The organism is Methylobacterium sp. 22177, from assembly GCF_052045615.1.
Lineage (GTDB): Bacteria > Pseudomonadota > Alphaproteobacteria > Rhizobiales > Beijerinckiaceae > Methylobacterium > Methylobacterium radiotolerans.
This window is the reverse complement of record NZ_JBQEPK010000016.1, coordinates 97,628-117,587: the sequence shown is the minus strand read 5'-3', so window position 1 is coordinate 117,587 and position 19,960 is coordinate 97,628. Positions and strand designations below refer to the sequence as shown.

Genomic DNA, 19,960 nt, shown 5'->3' with positions numbered 1-19,960 from the left:
CGCGCCGCGACCGGCCGTCTCATTTCAGGTGGTAGGCCACCCCGGCGATCAGCGCCTTCTCCTCGGTGTTGAGGGTGCGCCGCGGGTCGCCGCCGAACTTGTTGTGCCAGTACTGGAAGCCGGCGAAGACCTCGACCCGGTTGGGCGTGTCGGCGAGCAGCTGCCCGACATCGAGCACGAGGTTGGTCTGCGAGACGAATTCCAGCTGCGTGTCGTACTGGTTGATCGTGCCGTAGCGGCCCTTGGGCAGGACGATGGTGTTGAAGCCGGCCAGCGACAGCGGCAGCCCGGTGAACGGCAGCGGGATCGTGTAGGTGATCTCGAATTCCGGCGTCATCTTGAACTCGACGCTGCGGAAGTGCGCGTAGTCGAAGCCCGGTACGGCATCGCGCCCGGAATTGCCCGGTACGGGACCGTTCCCCGCCAGGCCGTTGCGGGAGAATTCCTTGTAGCCCTGGACCTTCAGGTTCACGAACCCGGCCGGCACGTCGAAGGCGAAGCTCAACCCAAAGGTGCCGGCGCGCTTCTCGGAATCGAAGGTCGTGTCCTTGGTGTTGACGTCGGCCCCGAACGACAGGCCGATATCCTTGACGATGCCGGGAACGGCGAGGGCCTGCGTGTCGAAGACCTGGTTGAGGCTCAGGACGCCCCGGTAGATCAGGTAGAACTCGGTGGCGCCGACGCCCTCGAACCTGCCGACCCGATTGCCCGCCGGGTCCTGGGATCCGGACCGGAGGATGTCGAGGGAGAGCAGGTTCGTCCCGTAGGCCCACGAATTGGCGTGGAACAGGTTGATCACGTTCTTGGGGACCTCGCGCCCCACGAACTGGCCGTCGGGACGCTGGACCCGGAGGCCGGGCTCCGCGGAGGGCCCCTGGAAGCGGTAGCTCACCACAGTGTCGGAGAAGGCGAAGACGGACGGCGGCGGCGCCGCCATCACGGTGGCGGCCGCGACGGGAACGCCGGCCTCCTGGCGCCTCGTGCGGGCCGCGGCCGGCGTCGGCGCCGCGGCTGAGGCGGTGGCCGGGGCCGGCTCGGGCTCGGCGCGGGCCGGACCGGCCAGCCCGGTCCCGCAGGCCAGGATCAGCAGCCCCGCAGCCGAGAGCGGGCTCACCCGGGACACCGACCGGAGCATCGCGCGCCCCTCCCCTGGCCCGTCCTCTGAACGGCGCCCCGCGGACCGCGACCGCCCCGGCGCGACGCCGGTCACAACAGCTTCCAGAACACGAGGATCATGACCGCGTAGGCGGCGATCAGCAGCGCGGCGCCCTGCAGGTTGACCCGGGTCCGCCGCGCCGGATCCGGCGTCAGCCACCAGTCCAGCCGCCGGGCCGTCCAGGGCACCATCAGGGAGGTGAGCAGCACGCTGAACACGTTGCCGATGAACAGGGCGACCGGGAAATCCACCTTCAGCAGCCCGGCGAGGATCGGCGTGCCGACCAGGACGCCCCACAGGAACACGGTCGGGTAGAGCGTCAGCACGACGATCATGTTCATCTTCCACGCCGCGGGCGCCGCACCGCCGGGCGGCGCGACGTTGCGGAACCACTGCTCGAAGCCGCTCTGCACCGTCCGGGTGTGGAATTCCGCGGTCATCGGCACCGCCTCGGCGACCAGCGCCTGCCGCTCCGGCGAGTCCATCCAGGTGCGCAGGTTCGCCTCGCTGTCGAAGCGCAGGATCGCGACGTAGTCCTCCTGCACCCCCGGCACGGCCGGCTCGAACCGGTAGCCCTGCATGCCGGGCGCCCGCGACTGCGCGGCCGCGATCTTCTGCTCCCAACGGAGGTAGGCCGCCTCCATGCCGGGCTTCACGCGGGTGCTGATCACCGCGCTGACCGGCGAGGTCCGGGCCGCGCTGGCGTCGTCCTTGACGATGTGGACGTCGTCGCGGCCGACGAGCATCGGCGTGGCGCCCTGGATGCGGGCCTGCCGCTCGGGGGAGGCCAGCCAGGCCTTGGCCTGCTCCAGGCTGTGGAACCGCTGCACGATCACCCAGTCCACCTGCAGCGGCGGGCGCGGCGGGATCAGCTGCTGCTCGATGAAGCCGGGGAAGGCCGCCACGACGGCACTGGTGTCGGTCTGCCATCGGGCGAAGGCGTCCGCGCTCTCCGGCCGGATGGTCGTCTGCGTCACGATGCTGACGGACGTTGTGGCACCGCTCATGACCCGACGCGCTTCCGTTGCACGGCTGTCTGCACGCGCGCGTTCGTGCGGAGAGGCGGACGGCCCTCGGCCCCGCCTCCGGTCACCGCCCGGCGGGTCCGGGACGGTCCCGACGGGCTCCACCTCCGGCGGACCGGGCGACGGGTTCGTGGGCCAAGACACCGGGACGGCGACAGACTCGCGGGGACCTGCCGCTCCGCGAAACACGAGGAGAAACAACCGAGAATTGATCTTGCATCCAGCGTTCACCACTTGACTGGCGGCACTGCCCTGCAAGCCTGCATGAGCAGACAAACCTCGGCCGAAGTCAAGACCTCAACACGGAAGACAAATATATTATTTGTAAATACAATACGTTCTCTACAGCACTCGTCTTTCTAGCCGAAAGTCTTCGACGATATTTATCTCACGCGCGCGGGTCCTGGAACGCCGAAATTTTTCGGCTCCGGCCCGGCCCGGCGCCCGCCACGCTGGGACGGAGCGACAACAAAAAGGAGGCGGGCTGGAGACGTTCGTTCCCCGACGCGTGCCGCCGAGGGCCCGGCCGGACGGTCCTCGCCGGATAGCCTGGCCGGGCAGCCTTGTCGGGCACCCTTAGCCGGGCAGCCCCGGCCGGACGGGCCGGCGCCCCGTAAGGCAGCCTTAACACTAACCGACCATACCCGGGGGCTGTCGTAGGGCCTCTGGGGTGTGTGCGTGCCGCGATGAATGCCGTGTCAGGACCGCCCGCCGGGCTCAGCACGTCCCTGACGCCGCGCGTTCTCGACGGCAGCACCCCGCACGCCGAACCGGTGACCGGCGTCGTGGCGGGCGAGGCGGCCCGGGCGGCGTCGAGCAGCGCCGCGACGGCCCCCGCGGCGCCGGCTCTCGACCCGGCCCGGATCCGGGACCGCATCGACGCCCTGATCGACAACCAGATCACCGCCGGCCGGATCACCGGTGACCAGGGCGGCGTGCTCCGCCAGCTGCTCACCGCGCCCGAGGCCGGGGCAACCGCCGATCCGGCGGATGGACCGGCCTCGCAACCGGCGCGTTCCGCCACCAGCGGAACTCCCGACGCGTCCCAGGACCCGACCGCGTCGGGCGACGCGCGCCTCAGCCCCAGCGAGACGCTGGCCTCCTTCATCCAGCAGATGCAGCGGACGCAGAGCCGGACCATCGGCTACGGCAGCGACGGCGCCCGCAACACCGATTTCGCCAGTTCCCGGCTGCTCGACTTCAACACCTGAGCGCGGCGCTACCAGGATCGCGCGATCCGCGAGACCCGCTGCACAGCGAGGCTGTAGGCCTCCGCATCCGCGTCGACCTGGACATGGACCCCGCGCGCGCTGGTCGTCACGACGCGGGCGCGCACGGTCCCGAGGATCGCCGCGTCGATCACCAGCTCCGTTCCGGGCGCGGCCGCGAACGCGTCGGGCATCGCCATGAGCAGGCCGCCCGCGCTGACGTCGAGGATCGCCGCCCGATAGCTGCGCCCCGCGTCCCGGACCCGAGCGGAGAGCGTGACCGGAAAGCGGGGCGCCGCGCGGCGGTCGCCGGCCTCACGCATGGTGCCCTCGCGGGCAGGACGACTTCATCTCGACTATAGACACCCACACCGACCTAATAGAGACAAATACATTCTCGGTTAAGGTAAAGAGCCGGTTAACCTTCTGCCACGACACTGCGCCCGCGCGCACAGTTCCGCGCCCGCCCGTGTCGGAGCCGATGAGCGCAGACCTGCCCCTTGCCCAGCCCGCCCGCCCCGGCGCCCCCGGTCCGGAGACCGAGGCCCTGCGCCAGATCGTCGACGCCGCGGCCGGGCTGATCCTGCGCCTCGACGGTGCGGGTCGGGTGACCTTCGCGTCCGCGGGGGGCCGGTCGATCCTCGGCGCGGGCGCCGAAGGCCTGGTCGGGCATCCGCTGCGCGACGCCCTCCACCCGGAGGATGCCGGCGCCCTCGCGGACGCCGCGGGCGCGGGCCGGTCCGACACGGCGCTCGTGCGGATGCGGGGTGATCCGGGCTGGGTCGCGACGGTGCTGGTCGTGCGCGCGATCGCCGGCACGGCGGATCGGGTCGTCACGGTCCGCGCGGCCTCGGAGCCGGAGCAGACCTACGCGAACCTGCGCACGAGCCGCGACCATTACCGGGCCCTCGTCGACACGCTGCCGCAGCTCGTCTGGATGGAGCGGGCCGACACGGGCGAGACGATCTACGTCAACCAGGCCTTCGAGGCCTATTGCGGCCCGATCCCCACCACCCGCGCGGCCCGCACGGACCGGTTCCACCCCGAGGACGCCGGCCGGATCGCCGGGGCCTACGCCAAGGCCCGCGTGCAGGGCCGGTCGAGCGAGATCCAGGGCCGGGTCGCCGACCGGGCCGGCCGCTTCCGCTGGCACCAGTTCGTGGTCCGGCCCCTGCACATGGGCAGCGACCTGATCGGCTGGCTCGGCTCCGCCCTCGACATCGACGAGATCGTCAGCGCCCGGGAAGCGCTGGTCGAGAAGGGCGAGCTCCTGCGCCTGGCCCAGGAGGCGGCGGGCGCGGGCCTGTTCGACCTCGACCTCGCGAGCCGCGACCTGATCCTGTCGCCCGACAGCGCGCGCCGCCTCGGCTTCTCGGGGGACCGTCCGGCGGTGGTGAACGTCGCCGAGGGGATGCGGCGGGTCGTCCCCGCGGATCGCGCCGCGACCCTGCGGGCGGTGCGGGCGGCCGCGGCCGAGCGCAGGACCTTCGACGTCGCGTTCCGGGTGCCGGACGCGGGCGGCGGCTGCCGCTGGATCCAGGCGATCGGGCGCCCCCATCGCGACCGCGACGGCGTCGCGGCGCGGATCGTCGGCCTGACCCTCGACATCACGGCCCGGAAGGACGGCGAGCGCGCGCTGATCGCCGCCAAGGCGGCGGCCGAGGCGGCCCGCGCCGAGGCCGAGCGCGCCGACGCGGCCAAGACCGAGTTCCTCTCGGCGATGAGCCACGAGATCCGCACGCCGCTCAACGCGGTGATCGGCTTCGCCGGGCTGCTGGCCGAATCCGGCCGGCTCGACGGCGATCTCCGGCGCTACGCGGAACTCGCCGCGACCGCGGGGGCGAACCTCCGCACCGTCGTGGACGACATCCTGGACTTCTCGTCCGTCGAGGCCGGGGCGATCAACCTCGACCCCGAACCGGTCGCGCTGCGCCCCCTCGTCGATGCCTGCCTGGGCATCGTCGAGGCGCCGGCCCGCGCCAAGGGCCTCGATCTGGTCGCCCAGATCGACGCCGCGGTGCCGGACCGGCTGGTGTGCGACCCCGGGCGGCTGCGGCAGATCCTGCTGAACCTCCTCAACAACGCCGTGAAGTTCACGCCGCGGGGCCGGGTGACCGTCGACCTGTTCCACGAAGAGGCCGGTCCGCGCGGCGACACGATCCGCTTCAGCGTGACCGATACCGGGATCGGGATCGCGCCGGACCGCCAGGAGCGGCTGTTCCAGCGCTTCTCGCAGGCCGACAGCTCGATCCGCCGCGCGTATGGCGGCACCGGCCTGGGGCTGGCGATCAGCCGGCGGCTGGTCGAACTGATGGGCGGCACGATGGGTCTCGTCTCCGCGGAGGGACGCGGCTCGACCTTCTGGTTCGCCCTGACCCTGCCGCGGGCGCCGGCCGCCGCGGCCCCCGTCCGGTCGGCGCCGGCGCGGCCCGGACGCACCGGGCGCATCCTCCTGGTGGAGGACGTGGAGATCAACCGCGAGCTGGCCTGCACCGTGCTCAGGGCCGCCGGTCACGTCGTCGACGTCGCGGCCGACGGTATCGGGGCGGTCCGCGCCGTCGAGGCGGCGCCCTACGATCTCGTGCTCATGGACGTCCAGATGCCGCGCCTCGACGGCATGATGGCGACGCGGCTGATCCGCTGCCTGCCGGGCCCCGCCGCGCGGGTGACCGTCGTGGCGATGAGCGCCAACGTCCTGCCGGACCAGGTGCAGGCGTTCCGGGCGGCCGGGATGGACGACCATTTCGGCAAGCCGTTCGAGCCCCAGGAACTCTGCGCCGCCGTGGCGCGGTGGCTCGGCGACCCCGCCGGCGAGCCGGCCGGCGAATCCGCCGATGCGGCCCCGGAGGACGAGCCGACCCTCGACCGCGCCCGCTACGCGGACAACATGGCGCTGATCGCCCCGGACACGCTGGCGCGGCTCCTCGGACAGTTCCAGAGCCGCGCCCGAGAGGCGTTCGCGGCCCCGGATCCCGGAACCGCCGGCACGGCGGCCGGGCGCGCGACGCTGCGCGCCGAGGCGCACGCGCTCGCGGCCGCGAGCGGTCTCCTCGGCTTCATGCCGCTCAGCCGGGCCTGCGCGGCCCTGGAACAGGCCGGCGACGACGTGACCTTCGACGCGCTGCTCGCCCGCGCCCGCGACCTCGCCGTGGCGGCCGTCGCGGAGACCCGGACGCTGCTCTCCGGCGGCCCCGCGTCCCTCCGGACCGCCTCGGGAGCGCGGTGATGACGACGACCCGACCGGGCGCCGGCGCTGAGGGCCGCGTCGCGATCCTGGCCGACGACGACGAGTTCTTCCGCCTCGCCATGGCGTCGCTGCTGTCCCGGCAGCTCGGCTTCGCGCGGGTGATCGAGACGGCGAGCCTGGACGAGGCGCTGGCCGCCCTCTCGGGGACGCCCGAGACCACCCTGGCGCTGTTCGACCTGCAGATGCCCGGCATGGCGGGCGCGGGCTCCGTGGCGGCGGTGCGGGAATGCTACCCGGCGGTCAAGGCCGCCATCGTCTCGGCCTCCACCGCCCGGGCCGACGTGCTGACGGCGCTGGCCGCCGGCAGCCACGGCTACGTGCCCAAGACCCTCGGGACCGCGGAAGTGCTGCGGGCGGTCTCGGCGATCCTCGACGGCGCGATCTACGTGCCGCCCTTCATGGCGGACCCGCCGCCCAGCGCGGCCGCGCCGCCGGTCGGCGAGGTGTCGCTGACCCGCCGGCAGCGGGAGGTGCTCGAACGCATCGTGGCCGGGCGCTCCAACAAGGAGATCGCCCGGGAACTCGATCTCGGCGAGGGCACCGTGAAGGTGCACGTCGCCGCCCTCCTGCGCACCCTCGGCGTCGCCAACCGGGCGGCCGCGGCGGCCACCGGCCCGCGGATCCTCGCCGGACTAGGCCGGCCGGCCTAGTCCCGGCCGGCCCGTCCACAGCCTGTGGGCATCGCCGGGCCGCGGAGGAATGCCTGCGGGTGCTGCGCGGTCCCGGCGAGATCTTGCGGCGTCTACTGGATCGACTGCGAGGAAACCGCCTAATAGCGGCCTAGTCCTTCTTCGCTCTGTATTGTCCGCGTCGCGGAAAGGGGTGGTTAGGGATAGAGGCCGGATTCTGTCGGTGTCCTGCAAGTCACGTAGCGTATCGACATGCATCGCAGCCTCATCGGGTGGGCCGCGGCCCTGGCCGCGGCGGGATGTCCCGCGGCCCGGGCCGCCGACTGGTATACCGGGGCCGAGACGCCGGCCGGCCCGGATGCCTGGATCGTCGCCGTCGACACCTCGGCCGCGATCGCCTCGCAGGGGTCGCAGTTCGCCAGCGCCACCGTGACGGCCGCTCCGGCGGGCGACCTGCTCACCAGCGGCGTCCGCGTGCGGGTCGACGGGCTGATCGGATCGTACCGGGCCGAGAGCCCCGGCGCCCCCCGCGCCGTCGGCCAGCAGGCCGACCTCGCCGCGATGGCCGGCTACGCCCTCGTCGGCCCGGACAGCGTGCTCAGCGGCTTCGTGGGCCTGGCCGTGCGCCGCGACGAGGTCGCGCAATCCGGGCTGACCGAGACGGTGGCCCGCACGGGCGTCGGCCTGAAGACGGCGCTCGACTACTACGCCCGGCCGACCGCCTTCACGATGTTCCACGCGACCGGCACCTACAGCACCGCGTTCAACGCCTATTACGGCCGCGTCCGCTTCGGCATCGCGGCGCTGGCGGGCGGCTATGTCGGGCCGGAATTCGCCGCCCTCGGGGACGACTACTACCGGCAGTGGCGGGTCGGCGCGCATCTGAGCGGCATGCAGATCGGCGCGGTGCAGCTCGGCCTCTCGGCCGGCTACGTCCACGACCACGTGCGCAAGGGCGGCCTCTACACCGCCCTCGACATGCGGACGGGCTTCTGATGGCCCGCGCGACGCCCCTCGGCGGCCCGGCGCCCGCCCAGGCCCTTCCAACCGCCATCCCGGGCGCCATCACGGGCGCCATCCCGGCCGCCCCGGCGGCGCGCCCGCGCCTCCTGATGGCCCTCCTGTGGGCGACCTGGGCGCTCTGCGCCGCCCTCGCCCTCGGCTTCCTGACGCAGCCGGTGGGCCTGACGGCCCAGGGCGTGCTCTGCGCCGCCGCCGGAGCCGGGATGCTCGCGCTCTGGCTGCTGTTCCCCCGCCGGGGCCTCGCCCGGATGGCCTTCCTGGCGCTCGGCACGGCCGTGGTCATCCGTTACGCCTACTGGCGGGTGACCGGCACGCTGCCGACCCTCGACGATCCCGTCAGCTTCGGGCTCGGCGTCGTGCTGGCGCTGGCGGAACTCTACTGCGTGCTGATCCTCACGGTCAGCCTGATCATCAACGTCGCGCCGCTGGCCCGCGGCGCCGCGCCGGTCCTGCCCGAGGCGGACCTTCCCACCGTCGACATCTTCATTCCGTCCTACAACGAATCCGCCGAGATCCTGGGCCTCACGCTGGCGGCGGCGCGCAACCTCGACTACCCGGCCGGCCGCGCCACCGTCTGGCTGCTGGACGACGGCGGCACGGACCAGAAATGCGCCGACCCGGACCCCGCCAGGGCCGGCGCGGCGCGGGCCCGCCGCGCCGCGCTGCAGGCGCTCTGCGCCGGGCTGGGCGTCCGCTACCTGACCCGGGCGCGCAACGCGCACGCCAAGGCCGGCAACCTCAACAACGGCCTGACCCAGGCCCGCGCCGACCTCGTTCTGGTGCTCGACGCCGACCACGCGCCGTTCCGGCCGTTCCTGCGGGAGACCGTGGGCCTGTTCGCCCGCGACCCGAAGCTGTTCCTGGTGCAGACCCCGCACGTCTTCATCAACCCGGACCCGATCGAGCGGAACCTGCGGACCTTCACCCGGATGCCGTCCGAGAACGAGATGTTCTACGGGGTCACGCAGGCCGGCCTCGACAAGTGGAACGGCTCGTTCTTCTGCGGCTCGGCCGCGCTCCTCCGGCGGAGCGCCCTCGACGCGGTCGGCGGGTTCTCGGGCGTCACGATCACGGAGGATTGCGAGACCGCCTTCGAGCTGCACGCCCGCGGCTGGACCAGCGCCTATGTCGACCGGCCGCTGATCGCCGGCCTCCAGCCCGAGACCTTCGCCGACTTCATCGGCCAGCGGGCGCGCTGGTGCCAGGGCATGTTCCAGATCATGCTCCTGAAGAATCCGCTGTTCAAGCGCGGCCTGAAGCCGATCCAGAGGCTCTGCTACCTGTCGAGCATGACCTTCTGGTTCTTCCCGCTGCCGCGCCTGATCTTCATGCTAGCGCCGCTGCTGCACATCTTCTTCGACGTGAAGATCTTCGTCTCCTCGATCGACGAGGCGCTGGTCTACACGGCGACCTACGTGGTCGCCAACATGATGATGCAGAACTACCTCTACGGCCACGTGCGCTGGCCGTGGGTCTCCGAACTCTACGAGTACGTGCAGGGCGTCTACCTCGCCCGCTCCATCGTCTCGGTGGTGCTGTCGCCCCGCAAGCCGAGCTTCACCGTCACCAACAAGGGCCTCGGGCTCGACCGCGACCACCTGTCGGGGCTGGCGTGGCCGTTCTTCGCGATCTTCGGGGCGCTGGCGGCGGGCTGCGCGACGGCCGCGTGGCGCTACCTCTACGAGCCGGGCGTCACCAGCCTGATGCTGGTCGTCGGGCTCTGGTGCCTGTTCAACCTCGTCATCGCGGGCGCGGCCCTCGGCGTCGTGGCCGAGCGCCGTCAGACCGAGCGCAGCCACAGCCTGCCGGTGAACCGGCGCGCCGTCGCGTCGGTCGGCGGCGCCGTGTTCGAGGTCGTGGTGGAGCGCGCCTCCGCCGAGGGCTGCCGCCTGCGCCGCTGCGACGGGTCGACCTGGCCGGCCGCGGCCGAGGCCGGGAGCCCGGGCCGGATCGTCCTCGCCGAGGGGTCCGGCGCCGTTCTCGCCTTCCGCCCGCGCGCCGGCCTGTCGGGCGACACCTGGGAGGTCGCGTGGGAAGTCGCGCCTGCGGAAGCCGGCGCCCCGCTGTTCCGCGGGCTGGCCGAGCTGATCTACGGCGACGTCTCCGCCCTGCAGGCGTTCCTGTCGGGCCGGCGCCGGCCGAAGGACCTGCTCTCCGGAAGCCTCCGCTTCCTGGCCTGGGGCATCACCGAGCCGGGCCGGGCCGTCACCTACGCGCTCCGGGACCGCGGCGCCGCTCCGGCGGCCGCTCCGGAAGTCCCGGCCGCGATCGTCCCGGCGCCGGCGGCCCCCGCGGAGATCCCGCAGGCGGCGTCGATCCCCCTGCCGGTCGTCGACGTGCCCGTCGCCGAGCGGGCTGCCGCGGCCGCCGCCCCGGCGGTGCCGGCGCCCGTCGCGGTGACCGCTCCGGTCGGCGCCCCGGCGACCGCCGAGCCGGCGCCGGCCAAGCCCGTGCCCGTGCCCGTGCCCGCGCCCGCGCCCGCGCCGGCGCCGACCCCGCTCCCGGCGGCCGAGCCGGACGTCTCCGTCGCGATGCCGCTGACGGAAGCGGCGTGGAGGCAGGCGGTCGCCAGGCTCGCCGCGGCCGAGGCCCCCGCCGCGGCATCCGGCACGGACGCTCCCGAGCCGCGCCTCGACCCGGCCGCCTGGCTCGCGGGGATCTTCGCCCTCGCCGGCGCCGAGCGCCCCGAGCCGGCCCGCGCCGCCGACATCGTCCGCGGCCCCGACTTCCGCGCGCTCGTCCGCGCGCCCGCCGATCCCGCCGCCATCCGCTCCGCCGCCTGAGGTCCCGATGCGTCACGGCCTTCGCCCGGTCCTCGCGGCCGGCCTCCTGACCTGCGCCGCCGGCGCCTCGGCCCAGACCTTCTCGGGGGTCGGGGCGGCCCCGGTCCTGACGCTGCCGTCGCCCGAGCGGGCGCCGGTCGCCGCGCCCGCCGCGCCGCCCCCGACCGCGGCCGGCGCGGCGGACCCGGTCGTCGCCGAGCGCGGTCCGACCCTCCGGCGGCTGCCGTCGATCGCCGAACCCATGCGGCTCTGGGGCGAGAACGGCCGCCTGAGCTTCGCCTTCTACGCCACCGAGGCCGAGGCGCGGGCGGGCGGGCGCTTCCAGGTCGGCTACATGGCCGCGGTCTCGATCCTGCCCGACACCGCGCGGCTGACGCTCAGCGTCAACGGCGCCGCCCTCGGCAGCGGCGCGATCGACGGCAGCCGCGGTCTCCGCAGCCTCGCCTTCGACCTGCCCGCGGGGACGCTGGCCCGGGGCTTCAACCGGATCGACATCGCCGTGGCGCAGCGCCACCGCGTCGACTGCGCGGTCCCGGCGACCTACGAGCTGTGGACGCAGATCGACCCCGAGACGACCGGCCTCCTCGCGGTCACGGACGGCCCGCAGGCGCCGGCCGATCTGGCGGCGATCGGCGGCGGCCCCGACGGAGCGGTTCCGATCCGGCTGCTCCAGACCGGCGGGAAGCTCAGCCCGCGCGCCGTGGAGCGGGCGCTCGCCGCCCTGCAGGCCGCGGTTCTCCTCGGGGGCTTCCGGCAGCCCGCGGCGGAGTTCGCGCCGGCCGTCGAGGCCGGCGACGGGCTGGCGCTCGCGGTCGGGCGCGTCTCCGAACTGGCCGCGAGCCTGGATCTGGCGCCGCTCGGCCCCGTGACCGGGCCGCGCCTCGCCCTGCTGCCGCGGAACGCGGAGCGTCGCCCGGTCCTGGTCGTCACCGGGCCGGAGGACGCCGACGTGACCGCGGCCCTGGGGCAGCTCGAGGATCTCGCGCGCGCCGACCGGCCGGGGACGCCGCAGGGCCGCCGGGCCCTGGCCGATGCGGGCGGCCGCGCGGTCTCCGGGGGCGAGACCCTGACCTTCGCGGATCTCGGCATCCCGGACGCCCACGTCGCCGCGCGCACCCACCGGATCGCCTTCGACCTCGCGCTGCCGCACGATTTCATGCCGGCCGACTACGACAAGCTGATCCTCGACCTCGACGCCGCCTATCCGGCCGGTCTCGCCCCCGGCGCCCAGATCGTCGTGGCGATCAACGGCGCCACCGCGGCGAGCACGCCGCTGGGCCGGCCGGGCGGCGAGGCGATGACCCGGCGCGCGGTGGTCCTCCCGCTGCGGCTGCTCCGGCCCGGCCAGAACCGGATCGCGGTCCGCGCGGAGCTGCCGCGCGGGGACGACCGGGCCTGCCCGGACGAGGCGGCGGTGCCGACCGAGCGGCTGTTCCTGGCCGCCACGAGCCGCCTGACCCTCCCGCCGCTCGCGCGGATCGGCCGCCAGCCCGAGCTCGCCGAGACCGTCGCCGAGGCCTTCCCGTACGCGACGGCCGGCCGGCGCCCGACCCTCGTGGTGCCCAATCCCGATCGGGACACGATGGCGGCGGCCGCGACCCTCGCGGCGCGGCTCGGCCTCGCCGCCGGGCGGGTGCTGCCCTTCGCGTTCGCGGCCGGCCGGGCCGGGATCTCCGGGCCGGCCGTGGTGGTCTCGCCCGCCCCGGCCCTCGACGGCACCGTGCTGGCCGCCGCCGGCCTCGATCCCCGGGCCGTGTTCGACGCCTGGGCCGGGCGGGACGCCGTGCCGGCGCGCGAGAGCGGGCCGGCGCTGCGGCGGCGCGTGCTGCGGACCGACGGCCTCGCCGCCTGCAGCGCCCTGGTGCGCCCCGCGCCCGACGCCGTGGCCGAAGCCGCGACGCGGTCAGGCGCGCGGCCGTCCGCCCCCGTCCTGACGGACGCCGCCGCTCTCCTGGCCCAGGGCGTGACCGGGCCCGCCCCGGACGATCTGGTGACCCTGGTGACGGCGCCGAGTTCGGCGGGCCTGCGCGAGGCGGTGGCCTGCCTCGTCCATCCGCGGGTCTGGACGCGGCCCGCGGGGCGTCTCGCCGCGCTCTCGTCCGTCGACGGCGGCGTGGCGGTCGAGGCGGCGGCCGAGCCCCGCTACGTGGCGACCCTGGCCCCGGCCCCGGGCAACCTCCGCCGCGTCGCGGCGGGCTGGCTCTCGCTCCACGCCGGCCTCTTCGGCCTCGCCGGCCTGCTCCTGGCCGGCGGCCTCGCCGGCTCGACCCACCTGCTCGTGCGCAACCTCGGTCGGAGACCGGAATGAGCGTCCTGATAAGCGTCCTCCTGCGCGGCCTCGCCGGCCTCTGCGTCCTGACCCTCCTGGCCGCCCGCCCGGCGCTCGCCGCGACGGCCTCGGCCCCGCCCCTCGCCGGCACCCTCCGGAACGCCGAGGCGTGGCGGGCCTACAAGGCCCGGTTCGTCAGCGAGCAGGGACGCGTGGCCGACACCGCCAACGGCGGCATCAGCCACAGCGAGGGCCAGGGCTACGGGATGCTGCTCGCGGTGGCGGCGGGCGACCGCGAGACCTTCGAGCGGATCTGGACCTGGACCCGGGCGAACCTGATGGTCCGCGACGACCAGCTGATCGCGTGGCGGTGGGAGCCGGACAAGCGCCCCGCCGTGGCCGACATGAACGACGCCTCGGACGGCGACCTGCTCGTCGCCTGGGCGCTCACCGAGGCCGCCGAGGCGTGGCACGAGCCCGAGCATCAGGTCGCCGGCCGCCGGATCGCCGTCGAGCTCGGGCGCAAGCTGCTCCTGCCGCGCGCGCCGCAGGGTCCGCTGATCCTGCCGGCGGTGGCGGGGTTCTCGGCCGAGGATCGGGCGGACGGCCCGGTGGTGAACCTCTCCTACTGGGTCTTCCCGGCCCTCGACCGGGTCGGCCTGCTCGCGCCCGAGTTCGACTGGCGGGCGCTCGCGCGCAGCGGGCGCCGGCTGATCGCGGCCGCCCGCTTCGGGTCGCAGCGGCTGCCCGTGGAGTGGATCTCGCTGTCCGGGGCCGCGCCCCGCCCCGCCGACGGGTTCCCGGCGGAGTTCGGCTACAACGCGCTGCGGATCCCGCTCTACCTCGCCATGGCGGGCATCACCGAGCCGGATCTCTACGCGCCATTCCTCGCCCTGTGGCAGAAGCCCGAGGCCGGGCTGGCGCTGGTCGAGACCGGGACCGGACGGGTCGCCGCGCGGCTGACCGAGACCGGCTACGCCGCCATCCCGGCGCTGGCCGCCTGCGCGAGCCGCGGTGCGCCGTTCCCGGCGGCCCTGACGCGCGTCCGCGCCGAGAGCGAGAACTACTACCCCGTTACCCTGCAGCTGCTGGCCCTGGCGGCCCTGAACGCGCGGTACCCGGCATGCGCACCGCGCTGATCCTCGCCGCCCTGCTGGCCGCCGCTCCGGCCGCCGCCGCCGGCGCGACCGCCGGGCCCGCCGCCAGGCCGGACGAGACCGCCCTGCGCTACTACGCGAGCCAGCACCAGCGCGCGCGGGTGGAGGCCGAGACGGAGCGGCTGCGGCGGCGCCATCCCGGCTGGCAGCCGCCGGCCGATCTCTGGACCGCGCGCGCCGGCGGCGAGGACGAGGACGGCCTCTGGGACCTGCTCGGCGCCGGCCGCGACGCCGATCTCGCCGCCGCGCTCGCCGCCCGCGCCCGGGCCGAGCCGGGTTGGACGCCCTCCCCGGCGCTGCAGTCCGCCCTGTCCGCGCGCGCGCTGCGCGAATCCTGCCTGTCCCTCGCCAGGGCGGGCCGCTGGCCCGACCTCGCGACCCTCGCCGCCGGCCGCGCCGCCGACATCGCCGCGGCCGACGCCGAGGTGGTCTGGGCCGTCGCCGAGGCCTACGGCCGGACCGAGCGGCCCGAGAAGGCCTACGACCTGCTGCGCGGCGCGCTCACCGGCGGCCGGTTCGGGCCCGAGGAGCGGCGGGTCAGCCTGCTGCGGGCGATGCAGATCCTGCCGATGGCCGATGTCGACCGGCTGGCCGCCCTCGGCGAGGCCCGGGACCTGGACGCGATCCGCGTCGACCTCATCCGCGGCCGGATCGGCGCCGTGCTCCACGACGAGGCCGGGCAAGCGGTCTCGGCCCACGACCTCGCGGCGTTCGAGGCCTACGCGGAGGCCGCGCACGATCCCGACCAAGCCGCCCTCGTCGCGTGGCTGGCGTTCAAGCGGCGCGACCTGCCGACGGCCCTCGCGTGGTTCAAGCGCGCCGTCGCGCGGGGCGGCGACGCCATGGTGGCGCACGGCCTCGCCCACACCCTCCGTCTCCTCGGCCGGCGGCGCGACGCGGAGGACGTCGCCTACGCGTGGCGGGCGCCGCTCGTGAACAACAGCCTCCTGTTCATCGACCTGCTGGAGACGGATCTGACCCGGGCGGACCCGCCCGCCATCGAGCCGGAACGGCTCAGGCGCTACGCCGAGGTCACCCTGGCGACGGCCTCGGGCGAGGGCGCGCAGGCCCTCGGCTGGTACGCCTACAACCGCTGCCAGTTCGACACGGCCCTGGGCTGGTTCCGGCGCGCCGTGGCTTGGTACCCCAAGGAGGCGACGGTCTACGGTTACGCCCTGTCGCTGCGCCGGACGCGCCAGGAGCGCACCTTCCTGGAGGTCGTGAACCGCTACGACGGGCTGTTCCCGCGGGTGGTCGACCTGCTGTTCCAGAGCGCCGCGGCCCGGCCGATGCCCTGCGAGGCGCCGGAGTCCCGGACGGCCAGGGCCGAGCCCGCGGCGAGCCCCGGCTATCTCGAACTCGCCGCGGTCACCGGCCCGGCCGCGCGCGGCCGCGTGCCGCCGCCCGACGAGATCGCCGCCGACCGGACGCCGGCGCCGCCGGCGATCCGGCGCAGCGACTTCCCGGTGGCGGTGCTCATGGAGAACGACCTGCGCGCCGCGCCGACCGGGAGCCCGGTCACCGAGGCGCGCTGGTCGGCGCGGCCGCGCGGCCGCGCGCCCACGGTCGCCCGCCGCGTGCCGGGCGTCGGGCCGATGCCCTACGAGCGCTACGGCTTCGCGCTCCTGCCGGCCTGGAACGGCGGCGAGCAGGCGAGCCAGCCGAGCGCCGCCGACAGCCCGGCGCCGCGGGGGACCCTCTGGGCCGACGAGCAGGCCGCGCGGGCGGGCACGGAGCCGGGCGGTCCCGCGGACCGGGAGGCGCCGGCGACCACGGGCGCCCTCGGCGCGCGGCAAGCGATGCGTAACCAGACCGTGCGAGAGACGACGCCGTGACGTTCCCTGTCCGCCCCCTCCGCGCCCTGGCGCTGACCGCCCTCCTCCTCGGCGCCTGCACGGCCCGGGACGCGGCGCGCTCCGTCGCCGGAACCCCGCGCTACGCCAGCCTGGACGCGATCGCGGACGGGCGGCTGCCGGCCTCGGCCGATCCCGGCCGTCCCGCCACGCCGATGGCCGTCCTGCCGGACTGGGCGGGCCGGCCGGTGCGACTGCGGGAGCACGACGGCGCCGACGCCTTCGAGCAGGCCGTGTCGCTGAGCCCCGCGCCCCGCGGCGCGGGGGGCGAGAACGGCATCCTGCTGCGCATGCCCCGCGGCAGCGCGGCCGGGGAGGCGAGCCCCGCCGGCGGCCGGCCGACCGAGACCGGCATCCGCGCCGAGCTCGCCGCGGCCTTCCCCGGAACGGCGATGCAGGTCGTGACCCGGCCCGCCGCCAACGCCTACGGGCCCTACGGACTCGCGGTCGGCCGGGCGGCGGGGGGCGCCCGCTGCCTCTACGCCTGGCAGTGGATCGCCGCCGCCCCCGATCTCGACCCGGCCTCCGGGCGACCCGGCCCGGTGTCCCTGCGGATCCGGCTCTGCCGCGACGACATCACCCTCGAGGCGATGGCCGCCGCGATCACGCAGATCACGCTCGTGCCGCGCCACGCGGGAACGCCCGTCGCGGGCCCGTCGGCGGCGCGGCCCGTCCCCGCCGCGCGGCCCCGCACCGCGGGCCGGATTCCGGCCGCGGCGCGGGATCCCGCCCCGGTCGCCCGGGCCGCGGTCGCCGCGACCGCCCCGCCGCCGGGCCGGCGCTACCTGGGCGTCGCCGAGGCGCCGGACGGCGGGCGCGGGCCCCAGGACGCGGGTCCGGCCGCGCTGCGGCAGGCCTCGATCGGCGCACCGCCCTCCATCCAGGCCGAGGCGAGCGGCGCCGACCTGCCACCCGAGGCGCTCCGCGGCCCGGTCGCCCGGACCGGGATCCGCCCGTGAGGATCGCATGACCGACCGTATCCTGCTGGTCGAGGACGATCCCGGCTCGCGCGACCTGATCGGCGCCCTGCTGGCGGCGCGCGGCGACGCGTTCGACTGCGCGGCCGACGGGTTTCTGGGCCTGCGGCTCCTGAGCGAGCGCCGCCACGCCGTCGTGCTCATCGACTACCACCTGCCCGAGATGGACGGGTACGCTCTCGCGCGGCTGATGCGCGAGATCGTCGGCGCGCAGGGGCGCGTCCGCCTCGTCGGGATCACGGCCGACCGGCACGGCCTGGCGTCGCGCCGGGGCGCCGACGCGCTGTTCGACGCGATCCTGGTCAAGCCGGTCGAGCCCTACCTGCTGTACGCGACGCTCGACCGCCTGCGCGCGCCCGACGCGGCGTCGGACGCGGCGTCGGACGGGCCCGCGGGCGTCGCACCGGACCCGTCGCCGAGGCCCGCCGACGAGGCGCCGGCCGAGGCGCTGTGGCGGCGGCGCGGCCTCCCGGGGCGCCCGCGCGCCGCCCTGTACCCGGATCTCGGCGCCGAGGCGGCCGCCGCGGTGGGCCACGCCTTCCGCCTCGCCCCCGTGGCGGAGGCCGATCTCATCCTGATCGGCGCGGCGGAGGGTCTCGCGCAGAGCCGGGCGCTGCCGCCGGGAAGCCCGGGCCACCTGCTCCCCACCGTCGATCTGACCGGACGTCTCGGCGACGCCTGCGACGCGACGTTCCGGGTGGACGATCCGGCCGCCTGGACGGCGCTGGCGCAGACCTGCCGCGCCTTCGCCGAGCGCCGCGCGGGACTCGCCGCCGCGGTTCGGGATTCGGACGATCCGGCCTGCCGGCTGCTCAGCTGGCTCCACGTCGGCGCCCGCAGCCTGCCCCTGTCGGCCGCCGAGGCGCCGGCGCCGATCCTGGCGGCCGGCCTGGTCCGCAGCGCCGCCATGGCGGCGATCCTGGCCCTGACGGAGCAGGAACTGGCCGCCTGCGTGCCGGCCGGAGGCGGGCTGGCGGTCAGCCTCACGCCGGCCGGGCTGTCGGCCGCGGTGGCCGGCCTCGCGGCGGCTCCGGCCGCGCGCCCGGCGCCCGATCCGGAACCTGTCCGCGACGCGGCGCGGGTCGAGCGCCTCCGCGACGCGATCGGCGCGGCCGAGGTCGCGCGCCTGACCGGCGACCTGCGGGCGCGCCTCGAGGCGGCGTTCCCGCCCGGAACCCCGCGCCCGACGATCGCCCAGGAGGCGCACGCCCTGATCGCCATGGCGGGCAGCCTCGGCTACACGCGCCTGGCGGCGGCGTGCCGGACCCTCGAGGCCGCCGTGACCGGCGGCTCGGACGAGGCGGACGCCCTCGGGCACGTCAGGGGCGCCATCCGCGACGTCCTCGCGGAGCGTCCGGCCGCCTGATCGCCCGCTTCCGGGACGCCCCGCGATCCGGGCCGGCACCAGCGACTGGAAGATCGCCCCGCGAAGCCTGGAGGTCCCGGACCGGTCGCGCCGTCGCCCCGCGCGGCGGCGCCGCCCCCTCCGACCCGGATCGCGGTGCCCTGAAGCAGGATTGCCCGGCCGTGACGGGACGGATTATTTCTTGTCCGTCCGTCTCAGCCGGGGCGCCGCCGCCCCGATCGAGGGCCGCGGCCGCGGCCGCAACGCGCCGGATGTGCTGCCCGGATCGGCCTGCCGGCAACATTGATCAGCTATTCACGGCCGCTCTATTGCATTCTTGGACATTTACAATTCCACCGCGATCGATTGTCCGGAAGCGTTGACGGGGCTCCGTCGACCCTGTCTATCCTGTCGACAGAGACATCGTAGCCGCGCGTTATTGGCTGACGAACATGCGCTTCGCGGGACGCACGGTCTCAGCCGGACGTCCCGCACCGCGCCACGCCCCGTCGCCGATCCTGCCCGCGCAGATCGACGGCGGTCGCGTGCCCGTCGCGGCCGACACCGCTCGGCCGTACCGCGCGGCGACGTTGCTCAACCCGACGGCAATGTCGGCCGGCCGATCCCGAGTCGTTAAGCACGCCTTGAAGTCTAGTGCGGTTCGACACAACAAGCGGGATCGCCCCTCGATAAGCAAGTCTCCGCGGTTCACAGTATCGATCAGCCGACCCGTTTCGCGACGACAGAGGTTCCAATGTCTGACAACCACGAGAAGTTCATGGCCCGGGCGATCGCCCTGTCGGAGAAGACGTCACTGGTCGACAGCGCCGGCGGCGTGTTCGGCTGCGTGATCGTCCAGGACGGCGAGATCATCGCCGAGGGCGCCAACCGCGTCGTCGCCGAGAACGACCCGACCTGGCACGGCGAGATCGAGGCCATCCGGAAGGCCTGCAAGGCGCAGGGCAGCTTCAAGCTCCGGAACGCGACGCTCTACACCAGCGCCGAACCCTGCCCGATGTGCATGGCGGCCGCCTACTGGGCCGGCGTCAAGAACGTCTACTACGCGGCGCAGGTCGAGGACGCGCTGGAGTACGGCGGCTTCGACGACAGCATGATCTACGCCGAACTCAAGAAGGATGTCGGCGAGCGCTCCATCCCGACCCAGCAGATCATGCGCGAGGAGGCCGTCGAGGTCTGGAAGAAGTACGCGCAGAAAGCGGACCGCGTCCCCTACTGAGGGCCGGATCGCGAGATCGGCCGTCCTGTTCCGCCCGCTCAGGCCCCCTCG

At 75.1% G+C, this 19,960-nt stretch carries 14 protein-coding genes; 11 read left to right on the top strand and 3 right to left on the bottom strand.

What is annotated here, in order from left to right; genetic code table 11:
• Nucleotides 1-19: 19 nt before the first annotated feature.
• Together ACTJK8_RS16380 and ACTJK8_RS16375 are read right to left on the bottom strand one after the other, a co-directional pair.
• Nucleotides 20-1,135, bottom strand: a complete 1,116-nt coding sequence (locus ACTJK8_RS16380; protein WP_029361171.1) for a hypothetical protein — start codon at nt 1,133-1,135, stop codon at nt 20-22.
• A 71-nt stretch (nt 1,136-1,206) separates the two neighbouring features.
• Nucleotides 1,207-2,163 carry an antibiotic biosynthesis monooxygenase gene (locus ACTJK8_RS16375; protein WP_058608112.1) on the bottom strand — a complete coding sequence of 319 codons (957 nt, stop codon included), beginning with the start codon at nt 2,161-2,163 and terminating at the stop codon, nt 1,207-1,209.
• A gap of 713 nt (nt 2,164-2,876) precedes the next feature.
• Between ACTJK8_RS16375 and ACTJK8_RS16370 the strand changes: the two genes are divergently transcribed.
• Nucleotides 2,877-3,392 carry a hypothetical protein gene (locus ACTJK8_RS16370; RefSeq protein ID WP_024828571.1) on the top strand — a complete coding sequence of 172 codons (516 nt, stop codon included), beginning with the start codon at nt 2,877-2,879 and terminating at the stop codon, nt 3,390-3,392.
• An 8-nt stretch (nt 3,393-3,400) separates the two neighbouring features.
• Here ACTJK8_RS16370 and ACTJK8_RS16365 read toward each other — a convergent pair whose 3' ends face one another.
• Entirely contained in the window at nt 3,401-3,712 is a 312-nt protein-coding gene (locus tag ACTJK8_RS16365) for a PilZ domain-containing protein (protein WP_012321714.1), read from the bottom strand.
• Between the two features lie 158 nt (nt 3,713-3,870).
• On the opposite strand from ACTJK8_RS16365, the gene ACTJK8_RS16360 reads away from it, so the two are divergent.
• The 10 genes from ACTJK8_RS16360 to ACTJK8_RS16315 all read left to right on the top strand — a co-directional run bounded on the left by ACTJK8_RS16360 (nt 3,871) and on the right by ACTJK8_RS16315 (nt 19,909).
• On the top strand, nt 3,871-6,615 hold the full coding sequence (locus tag ACTJK8_RS16360) for an ATP-binding protein (RefSeq protein ID WP_029361168.1): 2,745 nt from the start codon (nt 3,871-3,873) through the stop codon (nt 6,613-6,615).
• Nucleotides 6,615-7,286 (top strand): LuxR C-terminal-related transcriptional regulator, encoded by a 672-nt coding sequence (locus ACTJK8_RS16355; protein WP_043074799.1) that lies wholly within the window; start codon nt 6,615-6,617, stop codon nt 7,284-7,286. Before ACTJK8_RS16360 ends, ACTJK8_RS16355 begins: the two co-directional genes overlap by 1 nt.
• A gap of 231 nt (nt 7,287-7,517) precedes the next feature.
• Entirely contained in the window at nt 7,518-8,261 is a 744-nt protein-coding gene (bcsS, locus tag ACTJK8_RS16350) for a cellulose biosynthesis protein BcsS (RefSeq protein WP_012321711.1), read from the top strand.
• Nucleotides 8,261-11,071 carry a UDP-forming cellulose synthase catalytic subunit gene (bcsA, locus tag ACTJK8_RS16345; protein ID WP_440762229.1) on the top strand — a complete coding sequence of 937 codons (2,811 nt, stop codon included), beginning with the start codon at nt 8,261-8,263 and terminating at the stop codon, nt 11,069-11,071. Before bcsS ends, bcsA begins: the two co-directional genes overlap by 1 nt.
• A 7-nt stretch (nt 11,072-11,078) precedes the next feature.
• On the top strand, nt 11,079-13,379 hold the full coding sequence (locus tag ACTJK8_RS16340) for a cellulose biosynthesis cyclic di-GMP-binding regulatory protein BcsB (protein WP_024828574.1): 2,301 nt from the start codon (nt 11,079-11,081) through the stop codon (nt 13,377-13,379).
• Complete coding sequence (locus ACTJK8_RS16335; RefSeq protein WP_440762228.1) at nt 13,376-14,479, top strand: glycosyl hydrolase family 8; 1,104 nt, start codon at nt 13,376-13,378, stop codon at nt 14,477-14,479. Before ACTJK8_RS16340 ends, ACTJK8_RS16335 begins: the two co-directional genes overlap by 4 nt.
• Nucleotides 14,464-16,332, top strand: coding sequence for a hypothetical protein (locus ACTJK8_RS16330; protein ID WP_053620615.1), 1,869 nt, complete (start codon nt 14,464-14,466; stop codon nt 16,330-16,332). The genes ACTJK8_RS16335 and ACTJK8_RS16330 overlap by 16 nt, the downstream gene beginning before the upstream one ends.
• The gene (gene bcsN, locus ACTJK8_RS16325) at nt 16,329-17,309 is read left to right on the top strand and encodes a cellulose biosynthesis protein BcsN (protein WP_440762227.1); all 981 of its coding nucleotides are present in this window, start codon (nt 16,329-16,331) and stop codon (nt 17,307-17,309) included. The genes ACTJK8_RS16330 and bcsN overlap by 4 nt, the downstream gene beginning before the upstream one ends.
• A 7-nt stretch (nt 17,310-17,316) precedes the next feature.
• Nucleotides 17,317-18,693, top strand: coding sequence for a response regulator (locus tag ACTJK8_RS16320; protein WP_440762226.1), 1,377 nt, complete (start codon nt 17,317-17,319; stop codon nt 18,691-18,693).
• 733 nt (nt 18,694-19,426) lie between these two features.
• A complete protein-coding gene (locus ACTJK8_RS16315; protein ID WP_012321704.1) occupies nt 19,427-19,909 on the top strand; it encodes a nucleoside deaminase in 483 nt (160 codons plus the stop codon).
• Nucleotides 19,910-19,960: the final 51 nt, after the last annotated feature.

What these genes read in the sequence shown, in the direction of transcription:
- bcsS (WP_012321711.1), top strand. Translation starts at nt 7,518, where the DNA reads ATGCATCGCAGCCTCATCGGGTGGGCCGCGGCCCTGGCCGCGGCGGGA.
- ACTJK8_RS16380 (WP_029361171.1), bottom strand. Translation starts at nt 1,135, where the DNA reads ATGCTCCGGTCGGTGTCCCGGGTGAGCCCGCTCTCGGCTGCGGGGCTG.
- ACTJK8_RS16340 (WP_024828574.1), top strand. Translation starts at nt 11,079, where the DNA reads ATGCGTCACGGCCTTCGCCCGGTCCTCGCGGCCGGCCTCCTGACCTGC.
- ACTJK8_RS16320 (WP_440762226.1), top strand. Translation starts at nt 17,317, where the DNA reads ATGACCGACCGTATCCTGCTGGTCGAGGACGATCCCGGCTCGCGCGAC.
- ACTJK8_RS16365 (WP_012321714.1), bottom strand. Translation starts at nt 3,712, where the DNA reads ATGCGTGAGGCCGGCGACCGCCGCGCGGCGCCCCGCTTTCCGGTCACG.
- ACTJK8_RS16355 (WP_043074799.1), top strand. Translation starts at nt 6,615, where the DNA reads ATGACGACGACCCGACCGGGCGCCGGCGCTGAGGGCCGCGTCGCGATC.
- ACTJK8_RS16360 (WP_029361168.1), top strand. Translation starts at nt 3,871, where the DNA reads ATGAGCGCAGACCTGCCCCTTGCCCAGCCCGCCCGCCCCGGCGCCCCC.
- bcsA (WP_440762229.1), top strand. Translation starts at nt 8,261, where the DNA reads ATGGCCCGCGCGACGCCCCTCGGCGGCCCGGCGCCCGCCCAGGCCCTT.
- ACTJK8_RS16330 (WP_053620615.1), top strand. Translation starts at nt 14,464, where the DNA reads ATGCGCACCGCGCTGATCCTCGCCGCCCTGCTGGCCGCCGCTCCGGCC.
- ACTJK8_RS16375 (WP_058608112.1), bottom strand. Translation starts at nt 2,163, where the DNA reads ATGAGCGGTGCCACAACGTCCGTCAGCATCGTGACGCAGACGACCATC.
- ACTJK8_RS16315 (WP_012321704.1), top strand. Translation starts at nt 19,427, where the DNA reads ATGTCTGACAACCACGAGAAGTTCATGGCCCGGGCGATCGCCCTGTCG.
- ACTJK8_RS16335 (WP_440762228.1), top strand. Translation starts at nt 13,376, where the DNA reads ATGAGCGTCCTGATAAGCGTCCTCCTGCGCGGCCTCGCCGGCCTCTGC.